This window comes from Rhodococcus sp. SORGH_AS_0301, assembly GCF_030818285.1.
Classification (GTDB): Bacteria; Actinomycetota; Actinomycetes; order Mycobacteriales; family Mycobacteriaceae; genus Rhodococcoides.
Window position 1 is genome coordinate 113,784 of the sequence record NZ_JAUTAC010000002.1, and the last position, 12,568, is coordinate 126,351.

The window sequence follows — 12,568 nt, forward strand, 5'->3', positions numbered from 1 at the left end:
TGGGGGCACTCGGGGTGGTACTCATGAGCCATGGACACGATCACCGTCGACACAGCCCAGGGCCAGGTGCGCGGTCGCACCGACAACGGCATCGCCTCGTTCCTCGGAGTTCCCTATGCCGAGGCGCCGTTCGGACCGCACCGATTCCAGGCGCCGACCGCGCCGCCGCGGTGGTCCGGCACGCGCGACGCCCTCGAGCACGGCGCCACCGTCCCGAAGGTCGGGTACCGGCCGCCCACCAGCGAGATCCTCAGCGAGCCCGTGGTGCCCGGCGAGGAGTGCCTGAACGTCGCCGTGTACTCGCCGGACGTCGCCGGCTCCGCGCCCGTGTTCGTGTGGATCCACGGCGGCGCCTTCGTGAACGGCAGCAACGCAGTACCCGCCTACGACGGCACCGCCTTCGCGCGGGACGGCGTCGTCGCCGTGGTGATCAACTACCGGCTCGGCGTGGACGGCTTCGCGCAGATCGAGGGCGCTCCCGCCAATCGTGGTCTGCTGGACCAGGTCGCGGCGCTCGAATGGGTCCGGGACCACATCGCGTCGTACGGCGGCGACCCGGCGCGGGTGACCGTCGCGGGAGAGTCCGCGGGTGCCATGAGCGTCGGCACGCTGCTGTCGATGCCCCGCGCCGAGGGGCTGTTCCACCGCGCGGTCCTGCAGAGCGGCGCCGGCCATCACGTCATCTCGGCGGAGACCGCGGGCACCGTCTCGGCCGCGCTGGCGTCGGCCCTCGGCGTTTCGGCGACGGTGGAGGGGCTCGGCTCGGTACCCGTCGACGCCCTCGTCGACGCCCAGCGCACCCTGTCCGATCGCATCGCCACGGAGGCGTCGAGCGGCGCGTGGGGTGAGGTGGCACTGAACATGATGGCGTTCGAGCCGTGCATCGACGGTGATGTCGTTCCTGCGCTGCCGTATTCGCGCATCGCCGACGGTGCGGGCACCGACGTCGAACTCCTGCTCGGCACCACCAGTGAGGAGCACGCGTTCTTCCTCGTGCCCGCCGGCATCGTTCCGCACATCACCGAGGACTACCTGCGGACGGTGCTCGCCGGGTATCGACTGGACCCGTCGGTGCTGGACACGTACCGCGATCGGTATCCGGACGCCTCGCCCGGTGAACTCATGATCGCGGTCATGACCGACTGGTTCTTCCGCATCCCCGCCGTGCGCGTCGCCGAGGCGCACCCGGCCCACGTCTACGAGTTCACCTGGCGCTCGCCGCTGTTCGACGGGAACCTCGGCGCGTGCCATGCGCTCGAGATCCCGTTCGTCTTCGACGTGCTGGGCAAGCCCGAGACCGCTCGCATCACGGGGCCGAACCCGCCGCAGGCGGTCGCCGACGAGATGCACCGCGCCTGGGTCGACTTCGTGCGCGACGGCGATCCCGGCTGGGCGCAGTACGGGCCCGAGCGCACGGTGAAGATGTTCGGGACGGAGCCGGCCGTGGTGAACGACCCGCGGCCCGACACCCGCACGGTGTGGGACGGTGCGCGCTAGCCGGTGAAGGGCGGGACGAACTCGCAGGGCACGGGTCGCGGGTGCGCGGGGTCGAGAGCGTTCAGCACGAACGCCGCGGCCCTCGGCGACCCGACGATGCCGGCATGCTCGGAGAAGTCGACGTCGCACGTGTCCTGTACGACGATGTTGGTCGCGTTCGGAGCCTCGACGTAGCCGTCCGTGTACGGCACGACCACCTCGTCGTACCGCGTCATGATGTTGGTGTACGTGATGCCCGGCGCGTAGCGGTACGACGCGTCGGGCCACGCGAACTGCGACGGGCCCGACCCCTTCCACAGCGGGGCCAGCGAGACGTACCTGTCGATGTCGTCCGCTCCGCCGAGCACCTGCGCGTAGTAGTTGGGCAGCACCGTGCCCTGCGAGTGTCCGACGATGTCGACCTTCTCGGCGCCCGTCGCGGACAGCACCTCGTCGACGAACGCCGCGAACTGCGCTCCCTTCTCGGGAACCGGCCCGAGGCCACCGATCGCGCTGATCGGCCACGCACCCGGCAGCGCACCGTACGTCGGAGCGAAGACGCAGTACCCCTCGTTCTTCAGCAGCGGCGCGTACACGCCCCACCCTGTCTGCTGCCCGGTCCCCGTGCCGTGCACCAGGATCACCGGATTCGGGTGCTCCGCCGTCGGCGCGCACGAGAAGTCGTTGGTTCCGGGCAGCGATCCGCCCGGGTTCGCGATCTCCGCCGGGAAGCCGCTGAAGAAGTTGTAGTCGACGGGCAGCGGATCGGCCGTGGCGGTCGGCGCGCACGCGAGCCACGCGCACGCCGCCAGCGCCACTGTCCAGCGGGTTCTCATCAGCAGAGGCTAGCGGTCACGCCGGTTCGGCTCGGCGGAAGCGCAGTTCCCGCTGCGCACCCCGCACGACCTGCGGCGCGCCCGACCGGTCGTCCCGCCGACGGCATCGTGAGAAACTGGGCGGCATGAGCATCGGAACCCTGATCCTTCTCCGCCACGGCGAGAGCGAGTGGAACGCGTCCAACCAGTTCACCGGATGGCAGGACGTGCGCCTGACCGCCAAGGGTGAGGCGGAGGGGAAGCGTGCCGGCGAGCTGATCAAGGAGGCCGGTGTGCTTCCCGACGTGCTGTACACCTCGCTTCTGCGTCGCGCCATCAGCACTGCGAACCTCGCGCTCGACGCTGCCGATCGGCACTGGATCCCGGTCGTCCGCGACTGGCGTCTGAACGAGCGGCACTACGGTGCACTGCAAGGTCTCGACAAGGCGGCGACCAAGGAGAAGTACGGCGACGAGCAGTTCATGCTGTGGCGTCGTAGCTACGACACCCCGCCGCCCCCCATCGAGGTCGGCTCCGAGTACAGCCAGGACGCCGATCCGCGCTACGCCGATCTCGACAGCGTGCCGCTGACCGAGTGCCTGAAGGACGTCGTCGAACGCTTCGTTCCGTACTACGAGGACGTCATCGTCCCCGAGCTCCGGGCAGGGAAGACGGTCATGATCGCCGCCCACGGCAACTCGCTGCGCGCCCTCGTCAAGTACCTCGACGGCATCTCCGACGCGGACATCGCGGGGCTCAACATCCCCACCGGCATCCCGCTGCAGTACGACCTCACGGAGTCGGGCGACAAGCTCGTTCCCACCGTGCCGGGCGGCACCTACCTCGACCCGGAGGCCGCTGCGGCCGGAGCCGCGGCAGTGGCGAACCAGGGCAAGAAGTAACGACTCGATGAACGCGGTGCGAACGTGCGCCGGACGTGCGGTGACGGCCGGAAAACCCGGCCCACCGTGCGTCGGTGCACGGTCGTGTGACCGTACGATCGGCCCGTGACCACTCCGACCGTCGTCCTGATCGCCGCCGTCGCGGCGTTCGGTGGGTACCTCGTCGGTGGAGTGCTGATCCCGTATCTGAACTCCCGCCACGTCCTGCGTCAGACCCGCGACAACGGGCTGACGATGTCCCAGGTCCTCGACCTCATCGTGCTGGCCGCGCACAGCGGTATCGCCGTCGTCGACCAGTTCCACGACGTCGTGCTGTTCAATCCGCGCGCCGAGGAGCTCGGTCTCGTCCGCGGTCGGTCGCTCGACGATCGGGCCTGGAAGGCCGCCACCAGGGTCCTCGAGACCGGTGACCACGTCGAGGTCGACCTCACGGTTCTCGACGCCCGCGGGCGCGCCGGCATCGCCGTGAAGGGGCACGCGCAGCTGCTCTCCCAGGAGGATCGCCGGTTCGTCGTCCTGTTCGCCGACGACGACTCCGAGCAGGTCCGCATGGAGGCCACGCGGCGGGACTTCGTCGCGAACGTCAGCCACGAACTCAAGACCCCCGTCGGCGCCATCAGCCTGCTGGCCGAGGCGCTGCTGCAGTCGCGCGACGATCCCGAGTCGGTCCAGCGATTCGGTGAGCGGATGCTCGACGAGTCCACGCGCCTGGGCAACATGGTCAGCGAACTCATCTCGCTGTCCCGGCTGCAGGGTGCCGAGAAGCTCCCCGATCTCGACGTCGTCGACGTCGACACCGTGGTCAAGAGCGCGCTCTCGCGTTCGGCCCTCAAGGCCGAGGCCACGGGCATCGTCGTCACGACTGACCGACCGAGCGGACTCGAGGTGCTCGGCGATCAGACCCTGCTGGTCACCGCACTGTCCAACCTCGTCGAGAACGCCATCGCGTACTCCCCGAAGGGGTCTCCCGTGTCGGTGACGCGGTCCCTGCGTGACGACGATGCGACGGGCCCACAGAGCATGGTGGCCTTCTCGGTCACCGACCGCGGCATCGGCATCGCCAAGGAGGACCAGGAGCGCGTGTTCGAGCGCTTCTTCCGCGTCGACAAGGCGCGGTCGCGGGCCACCGGCGGTACCGGTCTGGGACTGGCCATCGCCAAGCACGTCGCCGCCAACCACAACGGCCGCATCGAGCTGTGGAGCAAGCCCGGGACGGGCTCGACCTTCACGCTCCTCATTCCTGCTCACATCGAAGACGACGGCGAGCCGTCATGACCGAGAAGGACACCCCATGACGAGCGTGCTCATCGTCGAAGACGAAGAATCGTTGGCCGACCCGCTGGCGTTCCTGCTCCGCAAGGAAGGTTTCGACGCGACCGTCGTCGGCGACGGCCCCTCCGCCCTCGCCGAGTTCGATCGCGTGGGAGCGGACATCGTCCTGCTCGACCTCATGCTGCCGGGCATGAGCGGCACCGACGTGTGCAAGCACCTGCGCAGCCGCTCCGGTGTGCCGGTCATCATGGTCACCGCGCGCGACAGCGAGATCGACAAGGTGGTCGGACTCGAACTGGGTGCCGACGACTACGTCACCAAGCCGTACTCGTCCCGTGAACTCATCGCGCGCATCCGTGCGGTCCTGCGCCGTGGATCCGACACCGAGGAGATCGACGACAACAGCATCCTCGAGGCCGGACCGGTACGCATGGACGTGGAGCGCCACGTCGTCATGGTCGGCGGGCAGCAGATCACGTTGCCGCTCAAGGAGTTCGACCTGCTGGAGTACCTGCTCCGCAACTCTGGTCGAGTGCTCACCCGCGGACAGTTGATCGACCGTGTGTGGGGCGCCGACTACGTGGGCGACACGAAGACGCTGGACGTCCACGTGAAGCGGTTGCGCTCGAAGATCGAGACGGACCCCGCGAAGCCCGTGCACCTCGTCACGGTGCGTGGGCTGGGGTACAAGCTCGAGGAGTGAGGCCGTTCGGTTTCGGCGAGTACGTCGAAAGTGTCGCTGCGGATCCGTTGATCACGACACTTTCGGCGTATTCGCGGACATCAGGCGGCAAGTAGCCGGCGGACACGACCGACCAGGACATCAGGTTCGCGCCGCACATCGTCCGACGTGATCTGCAGAACGCGCCAGCCCTCATCAGCGAGCAGCGCAAGACGGGCCTTGTCGCGTCGGACGCTATCGGGCGTTCCGTGGAATTCGTCGCCGTCGTATTCCACCGCGAATCGTCGTGCTGGCCAAGCGAGGTCGAGATAGAAGATGCCGAGTCCGTGCATCACGGGCCACTGCAACTCGGGTGCCGGAAGGTGGCCGTCGTGCAGCACCAGGCGGGTCTCCGACTCCATCGGTGAGCCGGATCTTCGGTCGACGAGCGGTGCCAGACGGCGGACCTCGACGATGCCCCGCCGCCCCCGTTGCGCATCGACTGCTCGTTCCAGCGATCCGGGTTCGCAGCCCACCCGGGCCGCGGCGTCGAGAACGGCGAGCGCGCGACCAGGGGCACGTTGCCGTGCGACCTCGACAGCAGTCCAGGCCGGCTCCACGACCAATCGGGTGCCGACCTCCACCAATGGTGCACCCCGTCGCTGGTGCACCACCACCCCTGGTCTGCTCTCGATGCGCCGATCGTGCGGCTCCACCACATGTAATTGCTGCGTCTGGTCGAGGTCGAAACCGTGTATCGCCGCCGCCGTGTCCATGGATGAAGCGACCCGCGTTCCGAGCTCGATGCTCAGAGCGTCGAGTCGCGCCGAGACAGGGAGCGTTCCGACCGCGTACAGCCCGTGCCGTACGCGGGTCAGCTGACGAGTGTGCACCAGCCACCGCACGCGGCTCGGGGACATGCGTCGGAGGAGATCGGTCGTGTGCAGGAAGCCGCCGTTGGCTCTCATTGCGTCGACGAGTGTGGGGTCCATGGCGCAGACCGTCACGAGCTGCACCGACAGGCGCCGCGTCGATCGAGCAACTCGCCAGTGCCGTGGGGATGACGGGGTGCCTGTGGATGAAGCGTGACCAAGCCCCGCGGGGCATTGATTGGACTACGTGCGCTGAGCCTCGCGGGTCGCGGGGTGCACGGCGATCAACCCCAAGCCTTGCCGACGCCGACACAGCGCGGCGAGTTCGGTGTAGACGTCCTTGCCGAGCAGCTCCGTCAGCTCTGGCGCGTACGACTGCCAGACCGCCTTCGAGCCGACGTGTGCGTCGGGGGAGGCGGTGCAGTACCAACTGAGGTCGGCGCCGCCCTCACCCCAGCCGCGTCGGTCGTACTCGCCGACGACGGTCTGCAGGATCTCGACGCCGTCGGGGCGGGTCACCCAGTCCTGGGTGCGGCGGATGGGCAGCTGCCAGCAGACGTCGGGCTTCACCTCGAGGGGTTCGACGCCGGTGCGCAGCGCCATCCGGTGCAGTGCGCACCCGATGCCGCCCTCGAAGCCCGGTCGGTTGAGGAAGATGCACGCACCCTTGTACTTGCGGGTGCGCAGCGCCTGCTCGCCTTCGAGGTCGTCGACCTCCACGAAGCCCTTCTTGCCGTGTCCCTTGTCGAAGAACTGCCAGTCGTCCGGCGTGAGCATCTCGACGGAGGCGACGAGCTTGGCGTGGTCGTCGTCGTCCGACAGGAACGCCCCGTGCGAGCAGCACCCGTCGTCGGGCCGATCGGGGACCGTTCCCTGGCACGCGGGGGTTCCGAAGACGCACGTCCAACTCGACAGCAACCACGTCAGATCCGCGCGGACGACGTGCTCGGGGTTGGTCGGATCGACGAACTCGACCCACTCGCGCGGGAAGTCCGGCGCCACCTCGGGTGCGGGATCGAGTTTGTGGGTCGCCGCGGGTTCCAGCACGTCCGCGGGCCGTCCGGTGGCCTCGCCAGACCGCCGTCCGGCCTCGTCGCCCACGCTCGTCGTCTGCTTTGCGGCCCGGCCGGCCTCCGGCCTACCCGCCTTCTCAGCACGTGTCACAAGCCACGACGCTAGACCCAGTACGGTGTTCCCTGTGCGGTTAGGGGTGCTCGACGTCGGAAGCAACACAGTTCATCTGCTCGTGGTCGACGCTCACCGCGGCGGTCACCCGACACCGATGAGCTCCACCAAGGCTGCCCTGCGCCTGGCGGAGAACACCGACGACGCCGGTGACATCACCCAGTCCGGCTCCGATCGACTGGTGCGGACGGTCGCCGACTTCTCGTCGATCGCCACATCGTCGGGCTGCGGCGAGCTCATGGCCTTCGCCACGTCGGCCGTCCGCGACGCACGCAACTCGACCGCCGTGCTGAACCGAGTGCGTGACGAGACCGGCGTGAGCCTGCAGGTTCTCTCCGGCGAGGACGAGTCGCGTCTGACGTTCCTGGCCGTGCGTCGGTGGTACGGCTGGAGTGCCGGGCGCATCCTCGACCTCGACATCGGCGGCGGATCCCTCGAGCTCAGCACCGGGATCGACGAGAACCCGGACGTGGCGATGTCGCTTCCCCTCGGGGCCGGCCGACTGACGCGCGACTGGCTGGCCGAGGATCCTCCCGGCAAGCGGCGGGTCGCCGTGCTGCGTGACTGGCTCGACGCGGAACTCGTCGAACCGGCGAAGAAGCTGCTCGAGCCGGGGCTGCCCGACCGGGCGGTGGGAACGTCGAAGACCTTCCGCTCGTTGGCTCGATTGACCGGTGCCGCTCCGTCGGCTGCCGGCCCCCGTGTCGTCAGGACCCTGACGGCCGACGGTCTGCGTCAGGTCATCTCGTTCATCTCGAGGATGACCTCGGCGGACCGTGCAGAATTGGAAGGCGTGAGCGCGGATCGATCACGACAGATGGTGGCCGGAGCACTGGTCGCCGAGGCGAGCATGCGCGCGCTGTCGATCGATTCGTTGGAGATCTGTCCGTGGGCGCTGCGTGAGGGATTGATCCTGCGCAAGCTGGACACGGAGACGTTCGGCGATGTGGTGGAGACTCGAGAGACATGAGTGACGACAACAACGGAAGTGGCGCGGCCGACACCGGACAGGTGTCGGTGGCGGAACTGCTCGCGCGCAACGGCGCCAAGGTGGACACGCAGTCCGGTGGCGGTCGACGTCGACGCGGCATGGCCGGCGGTATCTCCGTCGCCGAGCTGACCGGCGAGATCCCGATCGTTCGCGACGAGACCCCGGCCGAGGCGCCCGACGACGAGTCCGACGCGTCGCCCGAGACCGAGTCGCCGCAGGACCAGCCGCGGCAGGCCGAGGCCGAGGAGTCGACCCGCGACGCCGAGCCCGAGCGGCCCGCCCCGGCACCCGAGCCCACACGGACCACGCCCCGGATCGACGACCGCCGCCGTGAGCAGCAGGCCCGCCCGACCCCCGCGTTCGGCGCCGCCCGTTCCGCTCGGCCCGAACCCGCGCTGTTCTCCGGCGCTCCGTCCGTGGCGGTCGACCGCCTGCGCGCCTCCACCGAGGAGCGTGCGCTCGCACCCGAGCGGCCGGCGCAGGAGCGTCCCGCTTCCGATCGACCCGGCGCTCCTGAGCAGCAGCGGTCGACGCCGGCCGAGCCGGAGGTCGACGCCGACGAGGTCACGGCCGAGAACGACGCGGTGACCACGATCGTCCCGGCAGTGACCGAGGATTCCGAGAACCCGGACACGATCGCCACCGACACGGCCGACGACGCCGATCTCGCGACCCCCACCGATGCGGAACCCGTCGAGGACGCACCGGTGGCGCCGTCGAAGTCCCGCAGCCCGGTCAAGCAGTGGTTGTCGCTGATCGGCCAGGGCATCGTGGCGATCGTGCTCGGCGCGCTCCTGTTCAAGGGGTTCGAGCGACTGTGGGAGATGCTGCCCTGGGTCGCCCTGGTCCTCGCGTTCTTCGTCATCGTCGGACTCGTGGCCGTGGTGCGTGTGCTGCGCCGCACCGACGACATCGTGTCGATCCTGCTGGCGGTGGTCGTGGGCGGATTCGTCACTCTGGGCCCGCTGGCCTTCATGCTCAGCACCACGTGACGACGCCCGGGCGCCGGCACGTTCCGGTGGGGTTGTCCACGGCCTCGGTCTATCCGCAGAACACCGAGTCCGCGTTCCGCTTCGCCGCGGAACTCGGCTTCGACGGGATCGAGCTCATGGTGTGGGCCGAGCCGATCAGCCAGGACGTCGGTGCGATCAAGCAGCTCAGCCGCGCGTACGGCGTTCCGGTTCTGGCGCTGCACGCACCGTGCCTGCTGATCACCCAGCGGGTGTGGGGTTCGGATCCGGTCTCGAAGCTCGTGCGCTCGGTCCACGCTGCCGAGGCGCTCGGCGCGTCCACCGTGGTGGTGCACCCGCCGTTCCGGTGGCAACGCATCTACGCCGACGGTTTTCCCGACCAGGTCGCCGAGCTCGAGTCCGACAACGAGGGCATGGTCGTCGCCGTCGAGAACATGTTCCCGATGCGTGCGGACCGGCTCTTCGGTGCGGGCACCGGCTCGGTGAAGCGGCTCGAGAAGCGCGGCGGGAAGCCCGGCATCGGGTTCACCGCGTTCGCGCCGTCCTACGACCCGACCGACGTGGGCCACCAGCACTACACGCTGGACTTCTCGCACACCGCGACGTCCGGGCTCGATGCCGTGGCGCTGTCCGAGCGCATGGGCGCCGGGCTCAAGCATCTGCATCTCGCGGACGGCCGCGGCGCCTCCGTCGACGAGCACCTCGTGCCCGGCGACGGCACGCAGCCGGTCGCGGAGGTCTGCCAGGCGCTGGTCGCGCGAGGCTTCGACGGTCAGGCCGTGCTCGAGATCAACACCCAGAACGCGCGGACGGCCACCGAGCGGTCGGCCGCACTCGAACGATCGTTGGCGTTCGCCCGGCAGCACCTCTGACGTCCCTCACCTCCGAAGTTCGCACCCTCGGAAGTTCGCACCCGGATAGTCCCACTATCCACTGTGGTCTAGAGTTCGACCGGTGCGCATGTCCGAGCTGGTCGAACGATCCGGGGTCCCGCGACCCACGATCAAGTTCTACCTCCGCGAAGGGCTCCTCATGCCCGGGGTCGGCGCGACGACGGTGTCCGAGTACACCGACGAACACCTCGACCGCCTCCGGTTGATCAAGGCCCTGACCGGCGCCTCCCTTCCTCTCGGACGGATCAGGACGGTGCTCGCGGCCCTCGACGAGGCGACCGGCGACGTCCATCCCGCGATGAGCCGGGCACTCGGTGCGCTCCCGCCCTACCTCGACGACGCGGGGCAGGACGGAGTCGACCCGGGTCCGGCGCCGCGTACCTCGCGGATCCTGGAACGGCTCGGCCACGCCGCCGCCGATCTCCCGACCGACAGTTCGGCAGCTCGTCAGCTCGACCACTCCCTCGCCGCCGCCGACGCTGCGGGCGTCCCGCTATCCGACGACGACGTCGTCGCGTACGCCCGTGCCGTGCGCGTGATCGCGGAGGGGGAGTGGGCGCGGGTGCTCGACCACACCGAGCCACACGCCGCCGTGCGCTTCGCCGTCCTCGGGACGGTGCTCTACGAACCGGTGGTCACCGCCCTGCGCCGCCTCGCGCACCACGACCTCGCCCAGCAGCACTTCGCCCCGACCGGCTCTCCCGACCACTTCACCCGGCCGGCCTCCGGCCTTCCCGACCGGCCCCACCCGACGACAGATTCGAGCGACCAGTGACCGACGCCCCGTTCCGCACCCTCACCACACTCGATCGCACCGACACGGATCTGTTCGAGGGCAGCATCGACCCGACGTGGACCATCGGCCCCAAGGTGCACGGCGGCGCCATGATGAGTGTCTGTGCCGCGGCCGCCACTCAGCGTCTCGCGCTGGACGACGACCCGATCGAGCTCACTCCGCTCGCAGTCAGCGCCAGCTACCTCGCGGCGCCCGATCCCGGCCCGGTGACGGTCGAGACGACGGTGCTCAAGCGTGGTCGGCGCGTGGTGCACGTCGACGCGGTGTTGCTGCAGAACGGTCGTCCCGCGGTGCGGAGCGTGGTCACGCTCGGCACGCCGGACAGCGGAGCGCCCGTGCACCAGGAGCACGAGTCGTCCCTGGCGTCGGTACTCGACATGGCCGTCGAGCCGCCGGACTCGGCCGCTCGAGTGGCGCCCGGTCACCCGATGGCGGACGTCGTCCACGTCGCGACGGGCTGCGACATGCGTCTCGATCCCACCGCCGCGCACTTCCTGACCGGCGCGCAGGGGTCGGCGGAGATCCGCATGTGGGTCCGGCCGCGGCCCGACGACGAGAACGATCCCGTCACCGCGGCGCTGTTCGCCATCATGGCCGGCGACATCTGCCCGCCCGTGACGATGAATCGCGGCCTCTTCGGCTGGGCTCCGACGGTCCAGCTCACGACGTACCTGCGCCACACCCCGGCACCCGGCTGGCTGCGCGTGAAGTCGTCGAGCACCGTGCTCGGCGGTTCCTGGTTCGAGGAGGACCACACCATCGTCGACTCCACCGGTGCCGTGGTGGTGCAGAGCCGACAGCTGGCCATGGTGCCGCTCGCGACCTGAGCCCGACCGAGGGACCGCGACACCCTGCCGATCGCCACCCGCGGCATGGCACGCTGAGCGCATGACGAGAATTGCGGTGATCGGCGGCGGCCGGATCGGTGAGGCGTTGATCGCAGGACTGATCGAGGGCGGGTTGCCCACCGGCAACGTGGTGCTGGCGGAGAAGTACCCGGCCCGCGCGGACGCGGTGGCCACCCAGTTCGGCATTCGGACCACCAGCGTGATCGACGCGATCGAGGGCGCCGACGTCATCGTCGTCGCGGTGAAGCCCGACGACGTCGACTCGGTGATCACCCAGATGTCCAAGGCCGAGCTCAACGGGGAGCGCGAGCAGATCATCGTGACGATGGCCGCCGGCGTCACCGCGTCGCGCTACGAGCCGAAGCTGCCCGCGGGCATCCCGATCGTCCGTGTCATGCCCAACACCCCGATGTTGGTGGGCGAGGCGATGAGCGTGCTGGCCCCCGGCCGCCATGCCCGCTCGGAGCACATCGAGACGGTGCGCAAGCTGCTCGGCACCGTCGGGAAGACGGCCGTCGTGTCCGAGGACAAGATCGACGCGGTCACCGCCGTCTCCGGATCCGGACCCGCCTACTTCTTCCTCATGGCCGAGGCCATGATCGACGCCGCCGTGGGTCTCGGACTGCCTCGCGACACCGCCACGACACTGGTCGTCCAGACGATGGTGGGCTCCGCGGCGATGCTCGATCGCTCGGACGAGTCACCGCAGGAGCTCCGCGCCGGTGTGACGTCTCCCGGCGGCACCACGGCCGCGGCCATCGCCCAGTTGGAGCGAAAGGGCTTCCGAGCTGCGCTTCTCGACGCGATCGACGCCGCCAAGGCGCGGGGAACGGCTCTCGGTTCACCGGTCGAATAAATATTGGTCCCCCCACCCGTCGCTTTTGTC

13 protein-coding genes are annotated in these 12,568 nt (G+C 69.4%); 10 read left to right on the forward strand and 3 right to left on the reverse strand.

Annotated elements, in window-relative coordinates; translation table 11 throughout:
* Nucleotides 1-30 precede the first annotated feature (30 nt).
* Nucleotides 31-1,497, forward strand: a complete 1,467-nt coding sequence (locus QE397_RS01270) for a carboxylesterase/lipase family protein (protein WP_307091193.1) — start codon at nt 31-33, stop codon at nt 1,495-1,497.
* Here QE397_RS01270 and QE397_RS01275 read toward each other — a convergent pair.
* Nucleotides 1,494-2,312 carry a triacylglycerol lipase gene (locus tag QE397_RS01275; protein ID WP_222631915.1) on the reverse strand — a complete coding sequence of 273 codons (819 nt, stop codon included), beginning with the start codon at nt 2,310-2,312 and terminating at the stop codon, nt 1,494-1,496. The two genes, QE397_RS01270 and QE397_RS01275, sit on opposite strands and share 4 nt — an antisense overlap.
* A gap of 125 nt (nt 2,313-2,437) precedes the next feature.
* Between QE397_RS01275 and QE397_RS01280 the strand changes: the two genes are divergently transcribed.
* The 3 genes from QE397_RS01280 (at nt 2,438) to QE397_RS01290 (ending at nt 5,168) form a co-directional block, all read left to right on the forward strand.
* On the forward strand, nt 2,438-3,193 hold the full coding sequence (locus tag QE397_RS01280) for a phosphoglyceromutase (protein WP_027504492.1): 756 nt from the start codon (nt 2,438-2,440) through the stop codon (nt 3,191-3,193).
* A gap of 105 nt (nt 3,194-3,298) precedes the next feature.
* Entirely contained in the window at nt 3,299-4,468 is a 1,170-nt protein-coding gene (locus QE397_RS01285; protein WP_027504493.1) for a cell wall metabolism sensor histidine kinase WalK, read from the forward strand.
* 16 nt (nt 4,469-4,484) lie between these two features.
* Nucleotides 4,485-5,168, forward strand: coding sequence for a response regulator transcription factor (locus QE397_RS01290; RefSeq protein ID WP_027504494.1), 684 nt, complete (start codon nt 4,485-4,487; stop codon nt 5,166-5,168).
* Nucleotides 5,169-5,248: 80 nt separating this feature from the next.
* Here the strand turns inward: QE397_RS01290 and QE397_RS01295 are convergent, their stop codons facing one another.
* Together QE397_RS01295 and QE397_RS01300 are read right to left on the reverse strand one after the other, a co-directional pair.
* Nucleotides 5,249-6,118 carry a DUF559 domain-containing protein gene (locus tag QE397_RS01295; protein ID WP_307091197.1) on the reverse strand — a complete coding sequence of 290 codons (870 nt, stop codon included), beginning with the start codon at nt 6,116-6,118 and terminating at the stop codon, nt 5,249-5,251.
* 123 nt (nt 6,119-6,241) lie between these two features.
* Complete coding sequence (locus QE397_RS01300) at nt 6,242-7,042, reverse strand: hypothetical protein (protein WP_027504496.1); 801 nt, start codon at nt 7,040-7,042, stop codon at nt 6,242-6,244.
* A 154-nt stretch (nt 7,043-7,196) separates the two neighbouring features.
* On the opposite strand from QE397_RS01300, the gene QE397_RS01305 reads away from it, so the two are divergent.
* The 6 genes from QE397_RS01305 to proC all read left to right on the forward strand — a co-directional run bounded on the left by QE397_RS01305 (nt 7,197) and on the right by proC (nt 12,538).
* Nucleotides 7,197-8,153, forward strand: coding sequence for a Ppx/GppA phosphatase family protein (locus tag QE397_RS01305; protein ID WP_027504497.1), 957 nt, complete (start codon nt 7,197-7,199; stop codon nt 8,151-8,153).
* Nucleotides 8,150-9,166, forward strand: coding sequence for a Yip1 family protein (locus tag QE397_RS01310; RefSeq protein ID WP_307091200.1), 1,017 nt, complete (start codon nt 8,150-8,152; stop codon nt 9,164-9,166). The genes QE397_RS01305 and QE397_RS01310 overlap by 4 nt, the downstream gene beginning before the upstream one ends.
* Complete coding sequence (locus QE397_RS01315; RefSeq protein WP_231476212.1) at nt 9,163-10,017, forward strand: sugar phosphate isomerase/epimerase; 855 nt, start codon at nt 9,163-9,165, stop codon at nt 10,015-10,017. The genes QE397_RS01310 and QE397_RS01315 overlap by 4 nt, the downstream gene beginning before the upstream one ends.
* Nucleotides 10,018-10,105: 88 nt before the next feature.
* A complete protein-coding gene (locus QE397_RS01320; protein WP_307097304.1) occupies nt 10,106-10,813 on the forward strand; it encodes a MerR family transcriptional regulator in 708 nt (235 codons plus the stop codon).
* Nucleotides 10,810-11,661 (forward strand): thioesterase family protein, encoded by an 852-nt coding sequence (locus tag QE397_RS01325; RefSeq protein ID WP_027504500.1) that lies wholly within the window; start codon nt 10,810-10,812, stop codon nt 11,659-11,661. The genes QE397_RS01320 and QE397_RS01325 overlap by 4 nt, the downstream gene beginning before the upstream one ends.
* Before the next feature lie 61 nt (nt 11,662-11,722).
* Complete coding sequence (gene proC, locus QE397_RS01330) at nt 11,723-12,538, forward strand: pyrroline-5-carboxylate reductase (protein ID WP_056441616.1); 816 nt, start codon at nt 11,723-11,725, stop codon at nt 12,536-12,538.
* Nucleotides 12,539-12,568 lie beyond the last annotated feature (30 nt).